At 66.6% G+C, this 22,356-nt stretch carries 28 protein-coding genes; 15 read left to right on the top strand and 13 right to left on the bottom strand.

What is annotated here, in order from left to right:
* Window positions 1-16 precede the first annotated feature (16 nt).
* Entirely contained in the window at window positions 17-613 is a 597-nt protein-coding gene (gene recR, locus QNO10_RS01020) for a recombination mediator RecR (RefSeq protein WP_227920863.1), read from the top strand.
* Window positions 614-628: 15 nt separating this feature from the next.
* On the opposite strand, the gene QNO10_RS01015 is transcribed toward recR, so the two are convergent.
* Both QNO10_RS01015 and QNO10_RS01010 read right to left on the bottom strand, forming a co-directional pair.
* Window positions 629-1,693: an ABC transporter permease gene (locus tag QNO10_RS01015; RefSeq protein WP_229945465.1), complete on the bottom strand. Its 1,065-nt coding sequence runs from the start codon at window positions 1,691-1,693 to the stop codon at window positions 629-631.
* On the bottom strand, window positions 1,690-2,631 hold the full coding sequence (locus QNO10_RS01010) for an ABC transporter ATP-binding protein (RefSeq protein WP_229945467.1): 942 nt from the start codon (window positions 2,629-2,631) through the stop codon (window positions 1,690-1,692). The genes QNO10_RS01015 and QNO10_RS01010 overlap by 4 nt, the downstream gene beginning before the upstream one ends.
* Window positions 2,632-2,856: 225 nt before the next feature.
* Between QNO10_RS01010 and QNO10_RS01005 the strand changes: the two genes are divergently transcribed.
* Complete coding sequence (locus tag QNO10_RS01005; RefSeq protein ID WP_229945469.1) at window positions 2,857-4,143, top strand: aspartate kinase; 1,287 nt, start codon at window positions 2,857-2,859, stop codon at window positions 4,141-4,143.
* On the opposite strand, the gene QNO10_RS01000 is transcribed toward QNO10_RS01005, so the two are convergent.
* Window positions 4,140-4,643, bottom strand: coding sequence for a VanZ family protein (locus QNO10_RS01000; RefSeq protein ID WP_229945471.1), 504 nt, complete (start codon window positions 4,641-4,643; stop codon window positions 4,140-4,142). The two genes, QNO10_RS01005 and QNO10_RS01000, sit on opposite strands and share 4 nt — an antisense overlap.
* 19 nt (window positions 4,644-4,662) lie before the next feature.
* Window positions 4,663-4,878 carry a hypothetical protein gene (locus tag QNO10_RS00995; RefSeq protein ID WP_229945474.1) on the bottom strand — a complete coding sequence of 72 codons (216 nt, stop codon included), beginning with the start codon at window positions 4,876-4,878 and terminating at the stop codon, window positions 4,663-4,665.
* Between the two features lie 137 nt (window positions 4,879-5,015).
* Between QNO10_RS00995 and QNO10_RS00990 the strand changes: the two genes are divergently transcribed.
* A complete protein-coding gene (locus tag QNO10_RS00990; RefSeq protein WP_229946592.1) occupies window positions 5,016-5,966 on the top strand; it encodes a 3-methyladenine DNA glycosylase in 951 nt (316 codons plus the stop codon).
* A gap of 46 nt (window positions 5,967-6,012) precedes the next feature.
* Entirely contained in the window at window positions 6,013-6,537 is a 525-nt protein-coding gene (locus tag QNO10_RS00985) for a hypothetical protein (protein WP_229945477.1), read from the top strand.
* A gap of 71 nt (window positions 6,538-6,608) precedes the next feature.
* On the opposite strand, the gene QNO10_RS00980 is transcribed toward QNO10_RS00985, so the two are convergent.
* Window positions 6,609-7,115, bottom strand: coding sequence for a DUF4442 domain-containing protein (locus QNO10_RS00980; RefSeq protein WP_229945478.1), 507 nt, complete (start codon window positions 7,113-7,115; stop codon window positions 6,609-6,611).
* Window positions 7,116-7,258: 143 nt separating this feature from the next.
* Between QNO10_RS00980 and QNO10_RS00975 the strand changes: the two genes are divergently transcribed.
* The 5 genes from QNO10_RS00975 to QNO10_RS00955 all read left to right on the top strand — a co-directional run bounded on the left by QNO10_RS00975 (window position 7,259) and on the right by QNO10_RS00955 (window position 11,575).
* Window positions 7,259-7,492 (top strand): hypothetical protein, encoded by a 234-nt coding sequence (locus QNO10_RS00975; protein ID WP_229945481.1) that lies wholly within the window; start codon window positions 7,259-7,261, stop codon window positions 7,490-7,492.
* Between the two features lie 123 nt (window positions 7,493-7,615).
* On the top strand, window positions 7,616-7,870 hold the full coding sequence (gene purS / locus QNO10_RS00970) for a phosphoribosylformylglycinamidine synthase subunit PurS (protein ID WP_229945483.1): 255 nt from the start codon (window positions 7,616-7,618) through the stop codon (window positions 7,868-7,870).
* Complete coding sequence (gene purQ / locus QNO10_RS00965; RefSeq protein ID WP_442860217.1) at window positions 7,870-8,649, top strand: phosphoribosylformylglycinamidine synthase subunit PurQ; 780 nt, start codon at window positions 7,870-7,872, stop codon at window positions 8,647-8,649. The genes purS and purQ overlap by 1 nt, the downstream gene beginning before the upstream one ends.
* Window positions 8,646-10,943 (top strand): phosphoribosylformylglycinamidine synthase subunit PurL, encoded by a 2,298-nt coding sequence (purL, locus tag QNO10_RS00960; RefSeq protein ID WP_229945486.1) that lies wholly within the window; start codon window positions 8,646-8,648, stop codon window positions 10,941-10,943. The genes purQ and purL overlap by 4 nt, the downstream gene beginning before the upstream one ends.
* A gap of 95 nt (window positions 10,944-11,038) precedes the next feature.
* Window positions 11,039-11,575: a GNAT family N-acetyltransferase gene (locus tag QNO10_RS00955; protein WP_229945487.1), complete on the top strand. Its 537-nt coding sequence runs from the start codon at window positions 11,039-11,041 to the stop codon at window positions 11,573-11,575.
* On the opposite strand, the gene QNO10_RS00950 is transcribed toward QNO10_RS00955, so the two are convergent.
* Window positions 11,551-12,060 (bottom strand): DUF1990 domain-containing protein, encoded by a 510-nt coding sequence (locus QNO10_RS00950; protein WP_229945490.1) that lies wholly within the window; start codon window positions 12,058-12,060, stop codon window positions 11,551-11,553. The genes QNO10_RS00955 and QNO10_RS00950 overlap by 25 nt on opposite strands.
* 56 nt (window positions 12,061-12,116) lie before the next feature.
* On the bottom strand, window positions 12,117-12,503 hold the full coding sequence (locus QNO10_RS00945; RefSeq protein WP_229945493.1) for an MmcQ/YjbR family DNA-binding protein: 387 nt from the start codon (window positions 12,501-12,503) through the stop codon (window positions 12,117-12,119).
* A 115-nt stretch (window positions 12,504-12,618) separates the two neighbouring features.
* On the opposite strand from QNO10_RS00945, the gene QNO10_RS00940 reads away from it, so the two are divergent.
* Window positions 12,619-13,452 (top strand): DUF1206 domain-containing protein, encoded by an 834-nt coding sequence (locus QNO10_RS00940; RefSeq protein WP_229945494.1) that lies wholly within the window; start codon window positions 12,619-12,621, stop codon window positions 13,450-13,452.
* 2 nt (window positions 13,453-13,454) lie between these two features.
* Here QNO10_RS00940 and QNO10_RS00935 read toward each other — a convergent pair whose 3' ends face one another.
* Both QNO10_RS00935 and QNO10_RS00930 read right to left on the bottom strand, forming a co-directional pair.
* A complete protein-coding gene (locus QNO10_RS00935) occupies window positions 13,455-13,874 on the bottom strand; it encodes a CoA-binding protein (RefSeq protein WP_229945497.1) in 420 nt (139 codons plus the stop codon).
* 40 nt (window positions 13,875-13,914) lie between these two features.
* On the bottom strand, window positions 13,915-14,532 hold the full coding sequence (locus QNO10_RS00930) for an alpha/beta fold hydrolase (RefSeq protein ID WP_229945500.1): 618 nt from the start codon (window positions 14,530-14,532) through the stop codon (window positions 13,915-13,917).
* 386 nt (window positions 14,533-14,918) lie between these two features.
* On the opposite strand from QNO10_RS00930, the gene QNO10_RS00925 reads away from it, so the two are divergent.
* The 3 genes from QNO10_RS00925 to QNO10_RS00915 all read left to right on the top strand — a co-directional run bounded on the left by QNO10_RS00925 (window position 14,919) and on the right by QNO10_RS00915 (window position 17,765).
* A complete protein-coding gene (locus QNO10_RS00925; RefSeq protein WP_229945502.1) occupies window positions 14,919-15,746 on the top strand; it encodes an ABC transporter ATP-binding protein in 828 nt (275 codons plus the stop codon).
* Between the two features lie 124 nt (window positions 15,747-15,870).
* Entirely contained in the window at window positions 15,871-16,926 is a 1,056-nt protein-coding gene (locus QNO10_RS00920; protein WP_229945506.1) for an aliphatic sulfonate ABC transporter substrate-binding protein, read from the top strand.
* Complete coding sequence (locus QNO10_RS00915; protein WP_442860206.1) at window positions 16,923-17,765, top strand: ABC transporter permease; 843 nt, start codon at window positions 16,923-16,925, stop codon at window positions 17,763-17,765. Before QNO10_RS00920 ends, QNO10_RS00915 begins: the two co-directional genes overlap by 4 nt.
* A 29-nt stretch (window positions 17,766-17,794) precedes the next feature.
* Here QNO10_RS00915 and QNO10_RS00910 read toward each other — a convergent pair whose 3' ends face one another.
* Window positions 17,795-18,058, bottom strand: coding sequence for a hypothetical protein (locus QNO10_RS00910; protein WP_229945508.1), 264 nt, complete (start codon window positions 18,056-18,058; stop codon window positions 17,795-17,797).
* 125 nt (window positions 18,059-18,183) lie between these two features.
* Here QNO10_RS00910 and QNO10_RS00905 point away from each other — a divergent pair, with 125 nt between their 5' ends.
* Together QNO10_RS00905 and QNO10_RS00900 are read left to right on the top strand one after the other, a co-directional pair.
* Window positions 18,184-19,530, top strand: a complete 1,347-nt coding sequence (locus tag QNO10_RS00905; protein WP_229945510.1) for an O-acetylhomoserine aminocarboxypropyltransferase/cysteine synthase family protein — start codon at window positions 18,184-18,186, stop codon at window positions 19,528-19,530.
* Window positions 19,520-20,026 (top strand): CoA-binding protein, encoded by a 507-nt coding sequence (locus tag QNO10_RS00900; protein WP_229945512.1) that lies wholly within the window; start codon window positions 19,520-19,522, stop codon window positions 20,024-20,026. The genes QNO10_RS00905 and QNO10_RS00900 overlap by 11 nt, the downstream gene beginning before the upstream one ends.
* A gap of 2 nt (window positions 20,027-20,028) precedes the next feature.
* Here QNO10_RS00900 and QNO10_RS00895 read toward each other — a convergent pair whose 3' ends face one another.
* The 3 genes from QNO10_RS00895 to QNO10_RS00885 all read right to left on the bottom strand — a co-directional run bounded on the left by QNO10_RS00895 (window position 20,029) and on the right by QNO10_RS00885 (window position 22,335).
* Window positions 20,029-20,778 (bottom strand): hypothetical protein, encoded by a 750-nt coding sequence (locus QNO10_RS00895; RefSeq protein WP_229945514.1) that lies wholly within the window; start codon window positions 20,776-20,778, stop codon window positions 20,029-20,031.
* Window positions 20,762-21,322 (bottom strand): RNA polymerase sigma factor, encoded by a 561-nt coding sequence (locus QNO10_RS00890; protein WP_229945516.1) that lies wholly within the window; start codon window positions 21,320-21,322, stop codon window positions 20,762-20,764. The genes QNO10_RS00895 and QNO10_RS00890 overlap by 17 nt, the downstream gene beginning before the upstream one ends.
* Before the next feature lie 206 nt (window positions 21,323-21,528).
* Window positions 21,529-22,335, bottom strand: a complete 807-nt coding sequence (locus tag QNO10_RS00885) for a carbon-nitrogen hydrolase family protein (protein WP_229945518.1) — start codon at window positions 22,333-22,335, stop codon at window positions 21,529-21,531.
* Window positions 22,336-22,356 lie beyond the last annotated feature (21 nt).

The raw sequence follows: 22,356 nt of genomic DNA, 5'->3' as shown, positions 1-22,356 counted from the left end.
CAGCAGAGAAGGTTACGTGTACGAAGGTGCGGTTCAGGAACTCATCGATGAACTAGGCCGTCTTCCCGGCGTCGGTCCAAAGTCCGCCCAGCGCATCGCGTTCCATATCCTCGAGTCCGATCCCGATGACATGAAGAAGCTGGCCACAGCCATCGTCACGGTCAAGGACCGGGTGAAGTTCTGCAGTGTCTGCGGCAACGTCACGGAGCAGGAAACCTGCACCATCTGCCGCGACCCGAGGCGGGATCCGACCATGATCTGCGTGGTCGAAGAATCCAAGGACGTGATTGCGGTGGAGCGTACCCGGTCCTTCCGCGGCCGCTACCACGTGCTGGGCGGGGCCATTAACCCCATCGCGGGCATCGGTCCGGACCAGCTGCGCATCCGCGAACTGCTCAGCCGGCTGTCAGACGAACAGATCTCGGAAATTATCATCGCCACCGACCCGAACCTCGAGGGCGAAGCCACGGCAACCTACCTCGTGCGGATGCTCAAGACCCTCGGGATCAAGGTCACCCGCCTGGCCTCCGGCCTGCCGGTGGGCGGAGACCTGGAATACGCGGACGAGATCACCCTTGGACGTGCCTTCGAGGGCCGCCGGAGCATGTCCTAACCAGACGTTACGCGCCTAGGCGATCCGGGTTCCCGCAGCCAGGTTGCGGACCGGTGTCCGCAGTTTCCGCCTGCCCAGGAAAACCAGCAGCGCGGCCAGCGCGGCCTGGAGGGTGAGTCCCAGCGGCCAGATGGGCGGCACATCGGGTTCGCTGCCGCCCTGCCGGGGTTCCCCGTTGAGGCATTCGGTGGTGTACTCCGGTCCGGCCTGGGCCAGGCGCACCACGTAGCTGATCCCTTCCATCACTCCACTGGGGTTGGTTCCGTTCTCGTCCGACTGGGGCGTGACGGGAATGGAATCGGCCACCACGACGAAGGGATTCGGGGCGAGGATCCAGGCAATGCGTTCCGTGTGGGCAACGGTAATCTCCGTCAGCTCACCCGTGCAGGTAACCTCCCCCATTCCCGTGCCGGTGTTGGCATAGCTTGCGGCCGTGGCCTGGAGCTTTCCCTCGGTCAGGAACGTGCTCAGCCCGAACGTGATCAGCGTGCCAAGCCCCAGCATCGCCACCAGCATGTAGGTAACCACAATCGAGAAAAGCGGGCGTGCGGCCAGCGCAGAAACACCCACACCCACGGCGCAGACAATTCCCAGTTCCACGCCCAGCATCACCAGTGCCACCACGGCCGACAACGGCCGAACCCCGCCCAGGGCCAGCGCCCACAGGAGGAAGGGGATGCTGGCTACAAGGAACCCCAGCGACGCCACCCACGAAGCCAGCCATTTGCCGGCGAGGATCTGGCCGGGCCGCAGCAGGGTGACCTGAAGGATGGCCAGTGTGCCGGCGGCACGGTCGCCGTTGACGGCATTGGCCGAAAGGGCCGGCGCCAGCAGGAGCCCGAAGAACAGGATGAAGCCAAGGATCAGTTCGTAAAGTACCGGTCCGCGTGGTCCCGCGCTGGATGACGAGCTCAAGGCGGTCAGCGTGGCCACGAGGCCGATCACCACAAACCAGACAATCAGCAGGACGTACCAGCTGCGTGAGCGCAGCCGCTGTTTCATCTCCAGGGAGAAGACCGAGCGCACCCCGCTCCAGTAGCCAAGCACCGGAGTATCGGGGTTGAGGATCTGCGTACTCATCGGCGATCAGCATCCAAACTCATGTAGGTCTCTTCCAAGGCGCCGCCGGCGGGCGCGAAGGCGGTCACGGCGACGTCGGCCTCCACCAGTGTGCGCAGCAGCTGCGCGGCCGCGGGCTCCCCGGCGAGCCGGACCTGTACTTCGGGCCGGGCCGAGCCGCCCTGCTGGCGGTAGGAGATGCCGAGTGCGTCGATCTGACGCAGCAGGGAACCGGTGTTCAGGGACCGGATGGTGTACCAGCGTTCCTGGGCTCCGGCGTCGGCCATCGTCTGGGACTTCACGGTTTCGCCCCGCGCAACAAACACCGCGCCGTCTGCCATTTCGTCCAGTTCCGAAAGCACGTGCGAAGAAACCACCACCGTTTTGCCTTCGGCGGCAAGCCGGCGCAGCAGCACCCGCAGGTCCACGCGGGATCCGGGGTCGAGCCCCGACGCCGGTTCGTCCAGCAGCAGGACGGAGGGGTCATGGATCAAGGCGCGGGCCAGGCTCAGCCGCTGCTGCTGACCGCGGGAAAACACGCGGGCAGGTTTGTCGGCAAAATCGGTCAGGTGGACGGTTTCGAGCAGCTCCGCAGCGCGGTTCGAGGCCACGGTCTGCTCCATGCCGTAGAAGGCACCCACGGTTTCCAGGATTTCCCGGGCCGTCAGGGATCCCCAGGTGCCCAGCGTGTCCGGCATCCAGCCAATCCCGGCCCGTACCTCCTGCGGATTGGCCAAGGGGTCGAACCCGTTGATCCGCACCGTGCCGGCGTCGGGAGCCAGCAGAGACGCCAGGATCAGCAGCAGCGTGGTTTTGCCGGAGCCGTTCGGACCGATCAGCGCCGTGACCTCACCGGCGGGCGCCGTGAAATTCATACCGCGGACCGCCTCGACACTTCCGAAGCTGCGCTTGATACCTTCGGCGACCACGCCGGTGCCGGTGTCGGCTCTCTTCCCCATGACGCCCACCCTAGGGTCAGCTGGCACTGCGGCCCCGCGCAGACTCGCCGGAGACAGCAGGTTAAGCGCGCTTTGTGCCCGTATTTCGGGACTTCACGACGGCGGCGATAGACTTTCTGGACGGACGTCGTGGGTACTACGGCCCGTTTTTCCCGGGGGAAAGATCCTGCCGCGCCGAAGATGCCGGGCACCAGCAACCACAACGAAACTTGAGAAAGTGTACGCATGAGCCTGATAGTGCAGAAGTTCGGCGGTTCCTCCGTGGCAGACGCCGAAGGCATCAAGCGCGTGGCCACCCGCGTGGTGGATACCCATGCCGCCGGAAATGAAGTCGTCGTGGTGGTTTCCGCCATGGGTGACAGCACCGATGAGCTGCTGGATCTGGCGGGACAGATCACTACGCTGAGCAACGCCCGGGAAATGGACATGCTGCTCAGTGCCGGAGAACGTATTTCCATGGCGCTGCTGGCCATGGCCATCAATGAACTCGGCGGTTCCGCCCAGTCCTTCACCGGCAGCCAGGCCGGCATGATCACCGATGCGATCCACGGCAAGGCCCGGATCATCGATGTGTCCCCGCACCGGATTAAGACCGCCATCGAAAAGGGCGACATCGCCATCGTTGCCGGTTTCCAGGGCGTGAGCCAGGACAGCCACGACATCACCACCCTCGGCCGCGGCGGCTCGGACACGACGGCGGTGGCCCTCGCCGCCGCCCTGGACGCAGATGTCTGCGAAATCTACACCGACGTGGACGGCATCTACACCGCCGATCCCCGGGTGGTTTCAAGCGCCCAGAAAATCGAGAAGATCTCCAGCGAGGAAATGCTGGAAATGGCCGCCTCCGGCGCCAAGATCCTGCATCTGCGCTGCGTGGAATACGCCCGCCGGTTCGGTGTTCCCCTGCATGTCCGCTCGTCCTTCAGCTCACACGAGGGAACCTGGGTGCTGCCCAGTCCCGATGACAAAATCAAGATTCAAAAGGGAGAACCCTTGGAACAGCCCATCATCTCCGGCGTCGCCCACGACCGCTCCGAAGCCAAGGTCACCGTGGTGGGGGTCCCGGATATCCCCGGCAAGGCCGCGGAGATCTTCGGCATCGTGGCCGGTGCCAACTCCAACATCGACATGATCGTGCAGAACGTCTCCACGCAGGGGTCCGGCCGGACCGACATCTCCTTCACGCTGCCCATCATCGACGGCAAGGAAGCCATCGACGCGCTGAACGCCGCCAAGGAAGCCGTGGGCTTCGACAGCATCGACTACGACGAGCAGATCGGCAAGCTCTCCCTCATCGGCGCCGGCATGCGGTCCAACCCGGGCGTCTCGCACCGCTTCTTCGAGGCCCTGCACCACGCCGGGGTGAACATCGACATGATCTCCACCTCCGAGATCCGCATCTCCGTGGTCACCAGCGCGAAGCTGCTGGACACCGCCGTACGTGCGGTGCATGCGGCCTTCGGGCTCGACGGCGACAGCGAGGCCACGGTCTACGGCGGCACCGGGCGCTAGGGTTCCGGCCTAACCGGCTGGAGCGGGGAATCCGCCGGCAGGACCCGCCTGCTGCGGGCACGGTGGATCCACAGGGCGGCTGCCGCCAGCACGGCTCCCATCAGGGCGCCGGCACTGTTGGCCAGCCAGTCTGTGGCGGTGCAGCTGCGGCCGAGCATGGGGACGAACGCCTGGACCGCCTCGATCAATGCCGACAAGGCCACGCCGGCAAGGAACATGGCCAGGGGCCTGCGGGTTACGATGCCGGCCAGCAGGACCAGCGGACCAAAGAGCACGATGTTGGCCAGCGGCTCCGGGTCCAACAGACGCGCCAGTCCGCCGTCCACCATGCACCGCGTATCCACGGTGCGGTAGGTAGTGGGAAACAGGGTCAGCAGCAGGATGGCGGCCGTGTACAGATTCAGCAGCACGCGGGCCGCGCGCACCCGGGGTATCAGCCACGCCCCCAGCAGGGGTCCGACGATGACGAGCGCTACGAACGCGGTCTGCACCAGCCACATATGGGTGCCCAGGAAGTGGCTAATGACGCTCGCGGGAGACGATGTAGCTGCTGCCGTCCGCGCGGGTGACCGTTTCCCACATGGCTTTCTCCTGCTCCTGCTGCACCTTGAGCAGGGCCTTGTTCTCCTCGGTCATGGGATGGTCCAGCGACCCCTGCTGCGCCGGTCCGAAGATCAGCCGCACCTTGCCCGTGGTCCGCATGAACCGGGACACGAAGCTTTCCTTCTCAACCATGCTGCACCTTTCCAACGGGCATTGCCGCTCCCATCGTACTAAGGATTGGTCCGTTGCCCTGGGGCCCGGGCACTGCCCGTGAGCCGGTCCGCGCACCGGGTGACGGACGCCCGGCGAGGCAGGATAATGGAACGGTGATTGCCCCCGCCCGCCCCGCTGTCCTGACCGAGGATCAATGGCTGCCCCGCCAGGCAGCGCACGAAGCACGCGTCCGCCCGTTCACCGAAGGATTCCTCGCCCGGCGCTCCGCTGGCCGGAAGCACCCGGTGGAGGATTTCCTGTTCACCTACTACTCGCAGAAACCCGGGCAGCTGCTGCGCTGGCACCCTGGCGCCGGCGTCGTCCTGTCCGGTCCGGCAGCAATGGAGCGCGTCGGCTGGAAGTTCTACCGGACGCTGACGGACACCGAACGCGAAGCCGCGGGGCTCGACGCCGGGACGCCCGCCGTCACCGTCGATCTGGACGCCTTCGCGGCGCTGCGGGGTGACGCGCTGGGGTTCACCACCATGCTGCTCTCCCGCACCGCCGGGCGGAAACCCGTACTGGGCTGCTTCGGCATGCATGAGTGGGCCATGGCCTACAAGTCGGAGGACAACGGAATCCGGCACGACTACCTCCAGCTCCGGCTCGGCGCCACGGGCACCGACGAGCTGGTGGAGCGCAGCCGCATCCGCTGCACCCACTTCGATGCGTTCCGGTTCTACACGCCGGAAGCAGCTCCCTTGAACGAGCTCACGCCGACCCGCGAAAACCAGCGGGACCTGGAGCAGCCGGGCTGCCTGCACGCCAATATGGACCTGTACAAGTGGGCGTACAAGCTGGTCCCGCTGCTGCCCAGCGAGCTGGTGATGGATACCTTCGAACTTTCCTGGCGCATCCGGGAAATGGACATGCGTGCCTCCCCCTATGAACTGGCCGACTGGGGGTACACCCCCATCGCGGTGGAGACACCGGCAGGCCGGGCAGAGTACGTTGCCGCCCAGCGCGGCTTCACCGAAGAATCGCAGCAGTTGCGGGCCCGGATCCTAAGCCTGCTGGAACCCTTTGGAGAGCAGCTGGCTGCCGCGGGTTCCCCCGGCCCTGCTTGACAGGGTTGGCTAGGCTGGTGGCTCCGCTACCAATGGAGGCCGCGTCGTGCGCATCATTCGAGGAACCGTAGTAATCCCGCTGCTGCTGTGCACCGCGGTCCTGCTGGCAGCCTGCGCTGCCGACTCCGGCGGCCCGTCTCCGCAGTCTCCGCAGTCCCCCAGCGAATCGGCCACGCCCGGCGTCTCTCCTACCCCGTCCGGATCCTCCGCCCCGCCCGCCGGTGACGCCGGGGCCCCGGTGTCCCTGACCATCGATTTCCGTGCGGACGGGACGACGCCGAGCGGCACCTGGACACTGCAGTGCGACGGCGCCGAGCCACGGGAAGGCTCCGATGTGCCGGACCCAGTTGCTGCCTGTGCCCTGCTTGCGGAACAAGGCAGTGACGCCTTCGCCGAGCCGGCTGCGGACCTCATGTGCACCCAGGAGATCCGCGGAATGCAGCGCGCACACGTCACGGGAACGGTGAACGGCGAGCAGGTGGACACCACCTTTGCCCTCACGGACGGATGCGAGATTTCCCGGTGGGAGCGGCTTACCGCCCTGCTGGGCCCCGCGGACGGCTCCCTCTAGTTACCGGCAGCGCTGCGGTGATGCCGGAAACCAGGAGTGTATCGGCGGCCGGGATGATCGGGTTGGCACCGTTATTCATGAGCTGCCGCCGCTCCGCTGGGCTCCTGCACACCGGGCCGGTCCCGCTTGCGCCGCACATGCACCTGCTTGCGTATCCGAGCAACCACGTCACCGCTGCCGTCGGTCACGTCCACCGAGAACCATTCGAGGACCTTCGCCCCGCCCTCGGCCTGCTTGCGCAAACGTTCGACGTCGGCCGGGTCCAGGACAAACTCGGCCCGCACCTCGCCCTTTCCCGGCTTCAGGAAATCAATCTCCGCTGCACGGTCCCAGACAACGTGGTCACGGCCGAGGTGGTGGAGCAGCATCATCATCCAGAACGGATCGGTCATGGCGAACAGGGAGCCCCCGAAATGCACGCCGGCCACATTCTTGTTCCACCAGTAGGACCGCAGCCGCACGGACACCCGCAGATAGTCCGGATCGAGCCGGGTGATCCGGATGCCGGTAAAGGCAAAGGGCGGCCACACGTTCATTAGCCGGCGGACCGTGGCCGGGCTTGCCTGCAGGAGTCTCACGGCCCCACTCTAACCAGAGGTAACCCAGCTCACACAACGGCCCCGACCTGCACCTGATCCTGCACCTCATGGCCTATTATTGAATAAGCATGCTTAGTATTCTTCCGGACAACGGAGTTCCGGACCAACTGAAAGCACAGAAATTGTCTATTGAAGCAAGCCCTGAGGACCAATATCTCTGGGCCCGCGGGATCCTCGAGACCGACGACGCCGACTACATGCACTGCGGTGAACCCATGCAGCCCCGGGACAGCCGGCAGCTCTCCATCTTCGAACCGATCAGCGTGGAATCCATGCCGCAGGAGCCGGTGGAGGTGCAGCTGGAAACCACCGTGCTCCGCTGCGCCTGCGGCTTCCAGCTGGCAATTCCGGCCTAGCCCGGAGCCGTCACCGTAACGTAGGTAACGCCGCTAGAATGACAAGTGCAAGCTCGCGGAGCGCTGAATCAGCGTGAGACGGCAAGGTCCGCGGCCACCCATCTCGTCTAGAGGAGCTGCCGGATGCCCCGGATCGTTGTTGATGTTATGCCCAAGCCTGAAATCCTCGATCCGCAGGGCAAGGCCATTGCAGGGGCACTGCCCCGCCTGGGACTGACCGGGTTCGCCGGAGTCCGCCAGGGCAAGCGGTTCGAGTTGACCGTGGACGGGGAGGTTACCCCCGAAGTCCTGGAACAGGCGCGCACGGCGGCAGCCACCCTGCTGTCCAATCCCGTGATCGAGGACGTCACCCGCGTTGAAGTAATCCCGGAGGCCTGATCTTGAGTACTCCCCTGATTGGCGACTTCTCTGTCGCCCCAGAAAACGATGCACTGCGTGCGGTGCGGGTAGGTGTGATCACCTTCCCGGGCACCCTGGATGACCGCGACGCCGCCCGTGCCGTGACCATCGCCGGCGGCACCGCCGTCGGGCTCTGGCATGCCGAAGCGAACCTGCAGTCCGTGGACGCCGTGATCATTCCGGGTGGCTTCTCCTACGGGGATTACCTCCGTGCCGGAGCCATTGCCCGCTTCGCCCCGCTGATGGAAAAGATCGTGGACGCCGCCGCCGGCGGCATGCCCGTGCTGGGCATCTGCAACGGCTTCCAGATCCTCACCGAGGCGCACCTGCTGCCCGGTTCCATGATCAAGAACAACCACCTGAAATTCTCCTGCGCGGACCAGCTGCTGCGCGTGGAAAACAACACCACCGCCTGGACGAACGCCTACGGGCAGGGCGCCGGAATGGTTGTTCCCCTGAAAAACCAGGACGGCCAGTACGTTGCGGACGAGAAGACCCTGGACGAGCTGGAAGGCGAAGGCCGGGTGGTCTTCCGCTACGACGGCGAAAACCCCAACGGGTCCCGCCGCGGCATCGCCGGCATCTCCAACGCTGCCGGGAACGTCGTCGGGCTGATGCCCCACCCCGAACACGCCGTCGAACCCGGCTTCGGCCCGGATTCCTCCGCCTACGGTGAAGTGGGCCTGGGCTACGGCACCGACGGGCTCCGGATCTTCAGCTCAGTCCTCAATTCGCTCGTTGCCGGAGGCCAGTCATGACCGTTTCCCCCGCCGCACAGAAGTTCAACATCGACACCGTGGAGCACGCCGCCGCCACCCCGGATACCCCGCTGCCCTGGGCCGAACTCGGCCTGAAGGAAGACGAATTCCGCCGGGTAGGGGAAATCCTGGGCCGCCGCCCCACCGCGGCGGAACTGGCAATGTACTCGGTGATGTGGTCCGAGCACTGCTCCTACAAGTCCTCCAAGGTGCACCTAAAGCAGTTCGGCGAGAAGGTCACCGACAAGATGAAGGAACACCTGCTGGTGGGCATCGGCGAAAACGCCGGCGTCGTCGACATCGGCGAGGGCTGGGCCGTGACCTTCAAGGTCGAATCCCACAACCACCCCTCCTTCGTGGAGCCGTACCAGGGCGCTGCCACCGGCGTCGGCGGCATTGTCCGCGACATCATCTCCATGGGTGCCCGCCCGGTCGCGGTGATGGATCCGCTGCGCTTCGGCGCCATCGACCACCCCGACACCGCCCGGCTGGTGCACGGCATCGTCTCCGGCATCGGCGGCTACGGCAACTCCCTGGGGCTGCCGAACATCGGCGGGGAACTGGTCTTCGATTCCGTCTACCAGGGCAACCCGCTGGTCAACGCCCTGGCCGTGGGCGTGATGCGGCACGAGGATATCCGGCTGGCCAACGCGTCCGGCACCGGCAACAAGGTGGTCCTTTTTGGGGCCCGCACCGGCGGCGACGGCATCGGCGGCGCCTCCGTGCTGGCCTCCGAATCCTTCGATGACAGCAAGCCCTCCAAGCGCCCCGCCGTGCAGGTAGGCGATCCGTTCGCGGAAAAGGTGCTCATCGAGTGCTGCCTGGAACTGTTCAAATCCTCCGTGGTGGAGGGCATCCAGGACCTGGGCGCGGCCGGTATTTCCTGCGCGACGTCGGAGCTCGCCTCCAACGGCGACGGCGGCATGCACGTGGAACTGACCAATGTGCTGCTGCGCGATCCCACCCTGACCCCGGGCGAGATCCTGATGTCCGAATCCCAGGAACGCATGATGGCCGTGGTGACGCCGGAGAACGTTGAAGCGTTCGAGGCGATCATGGACAAGTGGAACGTGGAGTACTCCTGGCTCGGCGAGGTCACCGGCACCGGCCGGCTAATCATCGACTGGGACGGCGAAACCATTGTGGACGTGGATCCGCGCACCGTCGCCCACGAGGGCCCGGTGTACCAGCGGCCCATGGCCCGCCCGGCCGCGCAGGACAGCATCCAGTCCAACTCCTTCAGCGCCGAGCGGCCCTTCGGCAGCGCCGCGGTCAAGGACGCAATCCTGGAGCTTATGGCCTCGCCGAACATGTGCGACAAATCCTGGGTCACCAACCAGTACGACCGCTATGTGCAGGGCAACACCGCCCTGGCGATGCCGGACGACGCCGGTGTGGTCCGGGTGGATGAAACCACCGGACTGGGCGTGGCCATTTCCACCGACGCCAACGGCCGCTACTCCTACCTGAATCCGTATGAGGGCGCAAAGCTGGCCCTGGCGGAGTCCTACCGCAACGTCTCCACCGCCGGAGCGAAGCCGCTGGCGGTCACCGACTGCCTGAACTTCGGCTCCCCCGAGGACCCCGAGGTTATGTGGCAGTTCGCCGAGTCCGTCCGCGGACTGGCCGACGGCTGCCGTGAACTCGGTGTCCCCGTCACCGGCGGCAACGTTTCGCTGTACAACCAGACCGGCGGCGTCGCCATCCATCCCACCCCCGTGGTGGGCGTCCTGGGTGTGTTCGACGACGTTGCGCGCCGCACGCCGTCGGGCTGGCGGCAGGACGGCCAGGCCATCTACCTGATGGGCACCACGCAGGACGAGCTGGACGGTTCGGAGTACGCGAACCTGCGCGGCCACCTGGGCGGGCAGCCGCCAAAGGTGGACCTGCAGGCGGAGAAGCTGCTCGGGGAACTGCTGGTCAATGCCTCCCGCGACGGCATGATCGACGCAGCCCACGACCTTTCCGAAGGCGGCCTCGCCGCCGCGCTGTCCGAGATGGCCCTGCGCTTCGGTGTGGGTGCCCGGATCGGCCTGGGCGAGGTGTGCGAACGCGATGGGGTGGACCTGTTCACCCTGCTGTTCTCCGAGTCCCAGGCCCGTGCCGTGGTCGCGGTGGCCCGGAGCGAGGAGGTCCGCTTCAAGGACATGTGTTCGGCGCGCGGTTTCGCGCACAGCCGGATCGGCGTCGTGGACACCGAGATCGGGGCCCTGGACTTCCAGAGCAACTTCGTCCTGCCGCTGGATGAGTTGAAGGCTGCGCACGAAGGGACCCTGCCGAAGCATTTCGGCTAGTACTCCAGGCGGGTCCGGTGCCATTCGGTGCCGGGCCCGGCGCGTCCCGATCCGCCGGATGAAACAAATCCCGAAAAGACGTGCAGAATTAGCTCGTGAGCACAATCCCCGAGGACCTGACGGCCAGCACCGGCATCCCTACCCAGCGCCTGTCGCTGGACCTGATGACCGTGGCCGAAGTCGACGCCCTGATCATCCAGACGCGCCGCCCTGACTGGGCCGAAGACTTCCCCCAGCCAACGGACTACGACGCCGCCCGCCAGTTCTTCGAGGCCGGGCTGCTGGGTCCCGCAGCGGAAACGTTCGGCACCCGGCTCCTCCGGGAGAACTCCACCTCCTTGGTGGTGGGAACCATTGGCTTTGAGGGTGTTCCCGATGAAGGCACGGTGGAAGTCACCTACAACGTGGTCCCCTCCTGCCAGGGGCAGGGCTATGCCACGGAGGCGCTGCTGGCCCTGGCGCACTTCGCCCTCGCCAGCCCCGAGGTGGAGACCATCATTGCCTATACCGAACCCGGTAATGACGCCTCCCAGTCCCTGCTCCTGAGCGCCGGTTTTATGCCTGAACAGGAAAACGAGCTGACGTTGAAGTTCACGCTCCGGCGGGATCAGCTCCCCGACGCCACGCCGTAGGCGGCGGCGAAGTACCGGTTGGTGTAAAACCGCTGCACCCGCACATTCACCGGGTTGGCGGCACGCACCAGCCGGCTGCCCGGACGGCTGTACGCGGCGATCCGGAAAAACAGCCGTCCGTCCCCGTCGAGTTCGGCGTAAAAACCCTCTTCACCACTTTCGGGATGTCCCGGCAGGGTGCCGTAGCCAAAACCGCTGCGCTGCCCGTGGACCGGAGCGCCGCCGTCGTCCAGCACCGCCTCCGACGCCCAGATGACCCGGCACGGCGCGTAGTAACGCACCCGCCACAGTCCCACTCCGGAGGCCATCTCCACCCCCGGCGCTGCCCGGGGTGTTCCGGCGGCCACGCGCAGTCCCGCCCGTCGGTGCAGGTCCCAGTCGAGCAGCCCGTTGGTGAGCCGGAGGAACCCGGCCTGCGGGTCGGGAACGTCCAGCTCCTCCTTGCGCAGCACAAGCCGGTAGCCCGGCGGCCAACGGTCCGTCATCGGCTCAGGATATGGCCGCTCGGTCCGCCCCGGCTCGCCGTAGGTAAGGCCACCCCTCATCCGCCGGCCAGGCCCTTCCAGGCCAGCGACTCCCGGTCCCTGCGCGGCAGCGAAGCCACCACCAGGTCATAGGAGTCCTCCACCATGTCCCGGATCATGCCGTGCGGCAGACCGGAAGCAACCTCCACCTGGTTCCAGTGCGTCTTGTTCATATGCCAGGCCCCGGTAATCTCCGGGTGTGCGGCGCGAAGCTGCAGCGCCAGTTCGGGCTCGCATTTCAGGCTGATCATCAGGGGCTCACCGTCAAGCTCCGTCAGGGCGAACATTTTCGCTTTCCCACCCGCAGCCCTGACCTTGAAGACCGAGGACTCCGGGCCGAAGGGAAAATCTTCAAAGCTTCCCGGCAGGGCCAGGCACAACTGCCGAAGTTCACCTGCGTCCATGCCGGAATCCTATCGCCGCAGGCCCCGTCATGGCACCGCTCCGGCCGGGCAGATGGCAGGATTGGGAGATCGGGTACCGCCGGGGCGTCCGGCAGAACAGCGGAGGACTAACGGTTTGAACCAGATCAAGCACAGTGGCAGGTCCGTAAGCGGGGCAGCGGAGCGTGCCGCAGGCTCCAAGGCCTTCGAGCGGTTTGCGCGCGCAGGCTACGTGGCGAGCGGAATCCTGCACGTCGTCATCGGGGTGCTCGCCCTGCGGATCAATGCCGGAGATCCCGGCAACGCGGACACCAGCGGCGCCGTCGCCGCCGTGGCCGCACAGCCCGCGGGCTACGCGCTGGTCTGGTTCTGTTTCCTCGGCTGCTACGCCCTGGCACTGTTCCAGCTGAGCCGGATTTTCCTGGCTGGAAAGCAGCTCCGGGACAAGGAGTTGTGGAAGGACCGGGCGTCTAACGCGGGACAGGTGCTCGTGTACGCAGCCGTCGGCACCACTTTCGCCACCTTTGCCCTTGGCCGCGGCAGCAATAGCGGCAGCTCGTCCTCGGTCAACTGGACTGCGCGCCTCTTGTCGGTGCCGGCCGGCCAGTGGCTGCTGGGCCTGACCGGCCTGGTCGTGGTGGGGATCGGCGGTTACTTCATCTTCAAGGGAGCCACCCGGCGCTTCCGGCGGAAACTGACGGGCATCCCCGGAGGTATCTGGTCGAAGGCGGTGGACGTCACCGGCGTGGCAGGCTTCATCGCCAAGGGAGTCTCGCTGGGCATCCTCGGCGTGCTGCTGACGCTGGCCGCCGTGCATGCGGATCCGGCGCAATCCACGGGCCTGGACGGTGCGCTGCATACGCTCCGCGGCCAGCCTTTCGGTGTTGTGGCACTGGCCGCCGTGGGAATCGGGCTGATCCTTTACGGGCTCTACATGGGGATCATCCGGGCCCGGTTCGCCAAACTGTAGGCCTACAGTCCGAAGCGCGGGGCCTCAATCACCGGGCAGGCGTTCATAACGACGTCGAGCCCCGCCGCCGCGGCACGTGCGGCGGCGGCTTCATCCACCACGCCGAGCTGCAGCCAGACGGCCTTGGCACCCGCTTCAATGGCCTGGTCCACGATGTCCCCCACCCGGGCGGAGTTTACGAAGCAGTCCACCACGTCGACGCTGCCGGGAATCTCGCTGAGCCGGCGGTACCCCTTGTTGCCGTGGACCTCGTCCCCCTTCAGGCTTACCGGGATGATTTCCATGCCCAGGTGGTCCTGAATGAAGCGGGAGACGCCGACGGCGGGACGGAGCGGGTTGTTGGACAGGCCCACCACCGCCCACCGGGCGCCCTTGTTCCGAAGCAGCCGTTCGATTACCGCAGGGTCGTTGACGTGTGCCACAGGTTCTTCCTTTGCCGGGAGCCGGAGTGAGACATCCAGCTTAATCCAGGAAGGACTCGATGGCCTCGGCAAGTACTGCGTCCGGGATGCCCGTGGTGTCCGACTCGACCAGCAGGAACTCGCCGGAATCCAGTGCGTCGGCCGTCTGCCGCGCCAGGTCCTGGGTGTCATCGCCGCTGCTGCTCCCTGCCATCACCAAGACAGGGATGCGGACGCCGCTGAGGCCCTCGATCTCACTCTGCAGGACCATCAGTTCATCCTCCCCGTCGGCCAGCGAAAGGGTTGGCTCCAGGGCCACCACCCTGCTGACCACCGTGGACTCCTCCGCCGCCCGCAGGGCAAGGAACGCCCCCTCATCAAAGCCGTAGAGATCGGTCGATTCTCCCGCTACCTGGAGGACGGCGAGCAGGTCGTCGACGTCGGATTCCGCGGTGTATTCCTCGCCCATGCCGCTTTCCCCGATTCCCCGCCGGTCATAGGTGTAGACGGTGTGGTTCCGCGAAAGGGCGTCCGCAAGGACCACCGTGGCGGGGCTGCTCCGGTGCGCCAGGAGCGGGCCCACGATCGCCAGCGGCGGGCCGCTTCCCTGCCGTGACCAGGCAATGGGGGTTCCGTCAGCGGACGTCACCATTCCGGAGGCACCCGAGGCTGATTCCATGGCAGGCTCCTGCTCTTTTTTGGGGGAAGACGCTGGGAAGAGCCGGGTGCCGGACGCTAAGCCACTCCATCCACACCCTGCATCAAAACTAGGAGCCGCCGCCGCGGGAGGTCAATGCCCCTGCCCGGCAGTGCCGGCGTCGAACATTTCTTTATGTGAACCGGGGCCACCTGCAGGGGGTTGTCGGATCCGCCGTTCCGGAGTTTAGTAGTCCTTGACCATCCCGAGCGGCTGAGAGACCTGGATCGATGAAGCCGCAGCAACCCTGGTTGCCGCATCTCCTCCTTGAGGCGCGGCAATAGCGAGGCTGGTGTCGCAGGAAGCCGTTACCCCGGCTCAGGACACCTTCCGTAGGGTGCTACTGCCAGGATCGATGGAGTGTTTCTATGACCGCAGTATTGCCCTCTTCCACGTCCGCTTCCGGCACCGGACCCGCTGCTCCCTCCGGCGCCGCCCTGCCTGTCCGGTTCGCCGGACTCGGCCGCAGTTTCGGTTCCGGCCCGGATGAACACGTTGTCCTCCGGGACATCACCTTCGAGGTCCATCCGGGGGAGGTGCTGGCCATCCTGGGTCCGAGCGGCTGCGGCAAGTCCACCTTGCTGCGGGCCGCAGCCGGCCTGGACCTGCCCACCGCCGGCAGCATCCAGATTGATGGCGAGTCCGTCCGCGGAATCGACGACCGCTGCGCCGTCGCCTTCCAGGAGCCGCGTCTGCTGCCGTGGCAGACCCTCCAGGCCAACATCGCGATCGGGCTGCCTAAGTCCGCGAGCGCCAAGCGGGGGAAAGCCAAGGTTGCCGAACTCCTGGACCTGGTGGGGCTGGCACCGTTCGCCAAGCACCGGCCCCGGGCGGTGTCCGGAGGCATGGCCCAGCGGACCTCGCTTGCCCGGGCACTGGCACGTGAACCGGGGGTCCTGCTGCTGGATGAACCCTTCGGCGCCCTGGATGCGCTGACCCGGCTGAAGATGCAGGACCTGCTCCTCGCCCTGCACCGGGCGGCGCCTGCCACCGTCCTCCTGGTCACCCATGACGTGGATGAAGCCCTGCAGCTGGCTGACCGCATTATCGTCCTCGGGACCGAAGACGGCACCCCCGGTGCCACCATCACCGACGTCGTCACCGTCCCGGGCTCCCGTCCGCGGGACCGCGCCTCGGCGGAGCTGGCCCGAATGCGCGGCGAGCTCCTCACCCTCCTGGGCGTCGAGCGCCACTAGCACTCCCCCGAAGCTCTCCCCCGAGCGGGTATCCCCCTGCCCGTGTGAGGGCGGAACTGTCTCCACCTACCCCCTTTCAGCCCCCGGGTGCCCTCAGTGCACCCTGCTCCCCTAAGGAATCCCCATGACCAGCACTTCTTCCCGACCCCTCCCGCGGCACCCCAGAGCTTTCGCAGCGGCCGCCGCCGCCGTCGCCGCCCTCACCCTCAATGGATGCGTTGCCGGCGAGGACTCCACCGCTACCTCCGCCGTGCAGGAGACCAACGGCGGAACCCTGACCCTCGACTTCGCCACCTACAACCCGCTGAGCCTGATCATCAAGGACCAGGGCTGGTTGGAGGACGGCTTGGCGGATGAGGGAGTCACGGTGGAGTGGGTCCAGTCCGCCGGCTCGAACAAGGCCAACGAAAACCTGCGTTCAGGCGCCATCGACGTCGGTTCAACCGCCGGTTCCGCAGCACTGCTTAACCGCGCCAACGGTTCCCCGATCAAGGCCATCGACGTGTTCTCCCAGCCGGAATGGTCAGCCCTGGTGGTGGGCCCCGATTCCGGAATCACCTCGGTGGCGGATCTGGCGGGCAAATCCGTCGCCGCGACCAAGGGTACGGACCCGTACTTCTTCCTGGTCCAGGCCCTGGACGAAGCGGGCCTGAGCCTCTCCGACGTCACCGTGGAACAACTCCAGCATGCCGACGGCCGCACCGCCCTGGACAACGGATCGGTGGACGCGTGGGCCGGACTGGACCCGATCATGGCCGACGCCGAGCAGAACGGTGCCCGGCTGGCCTACCGCAACCTGGACTTCAACACCTACGGCCTGCTCGCGGCCAACGAATCCTTCCTGGATGAGGACCCCGAGCAGGCCCAGGCCGTGGTCAACGCGTATGAAAAAGCCCGCGCCTGGGCAGCGGAGAACCCGGACGAAACTGCCCGGATCCTGGCCGAGGTGGCCGGGCTGGATCCCTCCGTCGCCAAGACGGTGATCCTGGAACGCAGCAACCTCGACGTTGAGCCGGCCCCCGGCGCGGCGCAGCGCAGCGTCCTGGCGAAGATCGGCCCCACACTGGTGGAGACCGGGGATGTGGCCAGCCAGGAGCAGATTGACGAGGCCCTGGACAGCCTCCTGGAGGACTCCTATGTGCGGAATGCTGACCCGGATGCGCTCGGAGCCTCCTCGTGAGCACCCCTGCTGCCGCCCCGGTTACCGCCCCGGCCACCCGGGCCGGAGCAACCCGGGCCGCAGGGGCGCCGGCGGGGGCCCGGCTGGGCCGGTGGCTTCCACGGCTCGGCCTGGGTTTACTGGTCCCGGCTCTGCTGCTCACGGCCTGGCAGTTGACCGCCGCCGCGGGGATTTTCAGCGCCGTGCAGCTTCCCTCCCCCGGCGCGGTCTATGAGGCGGCTGCGGATCTGGTGCGGCGCGGCCAGCTCGGCACCCACATCGCCATCTCCACCCAGCGCGTGCTGACCGGTTTTGCCCTCGGCTCCGCGCTCGGACTGGTGCTGGGTGCCCTGCTCGGCCTGTCCCGGCTGGCCGACGCGCTGCTGGGACCGGCGATTGGAGCGCTTCGGGCAGTTCCATCCCTGGCGTGGGTGCCGCTGCTGATCCTGTGGATGAAGATCGGCGAGGACTCCAAAATCACGCTGATCACCATCGGAGCCTTCTTCCCGGTCTTCACCACAGTGGCCCTGGCCCTGCGGCATGTTGACCGGAACCTGGTGGAGGCGGCCCGGGCCTTCGGGCTCCGCGGCGTGAAGCTGCTGACCACCGTGCAGCTCCCGGCCGTGGTACCGGCGGTCTTCTCCGGCCTGCGGCTTGCGCTCGCCCAGTCCTGGTTGTTCCTGGTGGCGGCGGAACTGATTGCGTCCTCGATGGGACTGGGGTTCCTGCTGATGGACTCGCAGAACAACGGGCGGACGGACCGCATGTTCCTCGCCATCATTGCGCTGGCCGTCATCGGCAAGGCCACGGATGCCCTGCTGGGAATCGCCGAGCGGCGGGCGGTGCGGAGATGGGCCTGAGTGCGGCAGCTACAGCTGCGGCCGCCCGGTCAGTGCAGGCGGCGGGTCAGCGTGACCCGGTCCATCACCACCGAGCCGCCCATGGCCTGGTGGACCTGCAGGAATTCGGTGGGCGAGACCTCCAGGATTGTGCTGTCCAGCCGGCCGGGCAGCAGGTCCTCACGCTGGCCGGCCATCAGGTCCAGGAACAGCCGGGTGGCCTCCGCCCGTGCCATCGGCTCGGTGTAGATCACCCGGTGGGCGGCGGAGGCCAGCTTGTAGCCCGTCTCGATGACAATCACGTATTCGTCCACTCCGGCCTCCTGAGTGCCTGCGGCGCCCGCGTCCCTGACAGCAACCTAAACCCATGCCCACCCCGAAGCACAACGGGGGCGGGCCCGATTCCGTCCGGCACCACCCGAGGAAGGATTCCTTTCCCATGAGCGACCACCAGTTCGGTTTCCGCACGCGTGCCCTGCACGCAGGCGGCACCCCCGATGCCCTGCACGGTGCCCGCGCCGTTCCCATCTACCAGTCGACGTCGTTCGTCTTCAAGGACACCGCCGACGCCGCCAACCTGTTTTCGCTCCAGAAGTACGGCAACATCTACTCGCGGATCGGCAACCCCACCGTCGCCGCGTTCGAGGAGCGCATCGCCTCCCTGGAGGGCGGGATCGGAGCGGTGGCAACGGCGTCGGGCATGTCTGCGGAATTCATTACCTTCGCGGCGCTCTGCTCCGCCGGGGACCACATTGTCGCGTCCGCCCAGCTTTACGGCGGCACGCTCACGCAACTGGACGTGACCCTCCGCCGGTTCGGGATCGATACCACCTTCGTCCCGGGCACCGATCCGGCGGACTACGCCGCCGCGGTGCAGGAAAACACCAAGGCGGTCTATGCGGAGGTCGTCGCCAACCCCAGCGGCGAGGTTACCGATATTGAGGCGCTGGCACGGGTGGCCCACGACGCCGGTGTGCCGCTGATCCTGGATGCCACCCTGAGTACTCCGTACCTGGTTCAACCGTTCGCCCACGGCGCGGACATCGTTATCCATTCCGCCACGAAGTTCCTGGGCGGGCACGGCACCACGCTGGGCGGCGTCGTTGTGGAAAGCGGCCGCTTCGACTGGGGCAACGGCAAATTCCCCGCCATGACCGAGCCGGTCCCCAGCTACGGGAACATTTCCTGGTGGGGGAACTTCGGCGAATACGGCTTCCTGACCAAACTGCGGTCCGAACAGCTGCGCGATATTGGTCCCGCCCTCAGTGCCACCTCCGCTTTTGCGCTGCTGCAGGGGGTGGAGACCCTGGCCCAGCGCCTGGATGAACACCTGCGCAACGCCCAGGCCGTGGCCGAATGGCTCGAAGCTGATCCGCGGGTGTCCTGGGTCAGTTATGCAGGCCTGCCCTCCCATCCGCACTACGCGCGGGCCCGCAAATATCTGCCCAAGGGACCCGGCTCCGTGTTCAGTTTCGGGGTCCGGGGCGGCCGGGCGGCGGGGCAGACCTTCATTGAGTCGCTGCAGCTGGCCTCGCACCTGGCCAACGTGGGTGATTCCCGCACCCTGGTGATCCATCCGGGGTCCACCACCCATCAGCAGCTCTCACCGGAGCAGCTCCCCAGTGCCGGTGTTCCCGAGGACCTGATCCGCATTTCCGTAGGGCTGGAAGACCTGGCGGATATCCTCTGGGACCTGGACTCGGCACTGACGGCGGCCGCCGATGACCAGGGCTTCACAGCCGCGCCTGCCGTCCACTTCCTGGAGGAGACAACCCATGTCCGCTGACACCGGTTCACCGGCACGTACCTGGACGGGCCCGACGGCGCCGGAGCGGCTTTCGCTGCTGCGTTCAGCCAAGACAATCGCCATCGTCGGTGCGTCGGACAAACCCGCACGCGCGTCCTACTTCGTGGCCACGTATCTGCTCTCTTCCTCGCAGTACCGGGTGTACTTCGTGAACCCGGTGGTGAAGGAAATCCTGGGGCGGCCGGTGTATCCCTCGCTGGCTGACCTGCCCGAGGTGCCGGACATCGTGGACGTGTTCCGCCGGCACGGGGACCTGCCGGGAGTGCTGGCCGAGGCGAAAGACGCCGGAGCCCGGACCCTGTGGCTGCAGCTGGGGTCCTGGCATGAGGAAGTAGCCAGGGAGGCCGAAGCGGCGGGCCTCAATGTGGTGATGGACCGGTGCGTGAAAATCGAACATGCCCGGTTCCACGGGGGCTTGAACCTGGCCGGTTTCAACACCGGCGTGATCTCCTCGAAGCGGCAGCTGACGGTCTAGCGTTACCGGTCCCAGTGGGAGGTGCCGGAACGATCGAAGCTGTCCCGGCCGTAGCTTCGCTGGTTCTCCCGGCCGCCGTACGAAACCGCGCCCCCGTACGAAACCGCGCCCCCGCCGGGGCCCATGGTCTCGCGGACCAGGCCGTCGGCGCGGCGGTTTTCCGGGTGGATGTATCCGGTGGTGGGACCCGGGACGGCGTCCCTGCTGATCCCCGGAGTGTTTCCCGGGGAGGACCCATCTCCCTGAACCACGGCCGGGGCCGGGGCCGGCGTTTCCGGAGTGGGCACCGCCACGGGAGCCGGCACAGGGGCGGGGACGGCCGCCGGCGCAGCGGGCTCCGGTACGGTTTCCGCGGCGGGGGCCGCCGGAACCGGGGTTTCCTCCGGAGCGGACGGGGCCGGCGTGGACCGCAGCAACTCGGGAGCTTCCGGGGTGAAACTGACCGACGGCGAGGGGTCCGCCCGCACCAGGAAATCAGGATGTGCCGCCACTCCACCGGCGCCTACTGCCATCGCGCCAACGAGGGCTGCACCGAGAATGATCCCGCGGCCGCGCTTAGGCCGGGGGCGCAGCGGTACGGGTGTTCCCGCCAACAGGGCGGCAAGTTCCCCACTCGGCTCCGGCGCGGACGTGCGGGATTCCTGGCGCAGGACCAGCAGTCCCTCCACCAGCTCCGGGGATTCCTCGACGCCGGATTCGGCCAGGAGGCCGCGGACGGAAAGTCTGTCCTGTTCCTCAGGATGCTCGCTCATTGTCCGGTGCCTCCTTCCCTTCCAGTTGGTTCTTCAGTATTCCCAGTGCGCGGCGCTGGAGCTGCTTGACCGCTCCTGTACTGCGTCCCATGATCTTCGCCGATTCTTCGATGGATAGATCGGCCACCACGCGGAGCAGCAGGACTTCCTGCTGCTGCGGTGTGAGTCCTGCCAGGAGAGCGTCGACTCCGACACCGGCACCCAGCACGCTCTCTTCCGCCGACTCCGTTGCACGGCGGTCCAAATCCGGATCAAACACGGCCGTTGCCGGCTCGCGCTCGCGGCGGCGGACATCGTCCACCATGCGGGCGTGGGCTACGGAGAAGGCGAAGGTGCGGGCCCCCCGGAGGCCGCCGTCGAGCGTGTCCAGCTTGGAGAACAGTGTCAGGAAGACTTCCTGCGTCAGCGATTCGGGGTCCTGGCACCCCTTGGAACGGAGGTAACCCAGGATTCCCGGTGCAAAATCGTCGTAGATTTCCCGCAGGGCCACCGGTTTCCGGGCGCGCGCATCACGGAGCGTCTGCTCAGTAAGCGATGAGGGCACGGCGGAATCACTTTCCTAGGATGCGGAGTGATCCACATGCTACCGCCTCCGCCGTCGGACCAATGCCGTAAACACACGTTGGACGGCCGCACCGATGCTTGTTGGGGGGATAAGCCTCGGCGCGGCCGTTACAAACAGGTAATCGCCCGCAGGTAGGAAAAGGTTACGCACCCGGCCCGGCTTTTTCCGGCGGGTCTGTCCCGGCCCTAGTGCGCTTCCACAATCTGGGCGTTTTCCGCGAAACGGCGGTTCTTCAGCACCGGCAGGAACCGGCGGACATCATCGATCCGCTGACGGGTGACATCGGCTGTCACAACCGCCTCGCGTTCGTCCTCGAGCGCCGCCTGCGGGACCCCCATGGGGTCGAGGATGGCGGAGTGGCCCACGGTGTGGCGGCTGGATGTTCCCGCAGCGGCCACCCAGAGGGTGTTCTCGATGGCACGGGCCTTGAGCAGGGTCTCCCAGTGGTCAATCTTGTGTTCACCCTTGAACCAGGCCGCCGGGACGGCCAGCAGGTCGGCGTCGAGGTCGGCGAGCGCGCGGGCCAGTTCCGGGAAGCGCAGGTCGTAACAGGTCATGACCCCCACCCGGAGGTCCCCGACCCGCATCACCTTCACGCCGCCGTCGCCCGGTTTGATCCGCGTGGATTCGGCGTAGGAGAAAGCATCGTAGAGGTGCAGCTTCCGGTACGTGTCCACTATCCGTCCGGCCGCATCGATCAGGACCAGCGTGTTGAAGGGGCGTTCCTCCCCGCTGGACTCATAGCCGCCGGCGATCACGGCGATTTCCAGTTCCGCCGCCAGCAGGGACAGCTGCGAAACGAAGGTGGTCCAGGAAGCGTCGACGGCGGCGGCCAGGGAGCCTTCCACCTTGCCGATGCTGAACATGGATTCCTCGGGGAAAATAATCAGTTCCGACCCCTCGGCCCGGGCCTTTCCGGTCAGGGAACGCATGGTGTCCAGGTTTTCCCGGACGTTGCCGGAAGGGCTGAACTGACCGACGCTGACTAACACTTTCGACCACCTTCACTCGAG

The sequence above is a fragment of the Arthrobacter sp. zg-Y919 genome (assembly GCF_030142045.1).
Lineage (GTDB): Bacteria > Actinomycetota > Actinomycetes > Actinomycetales > Micrococcaceae > Arthrobacter_B.
Note: the sequence above shows the minus strand (reverse complement) of the source record. Positions and strands in the feature narration are given on the sequence as shown.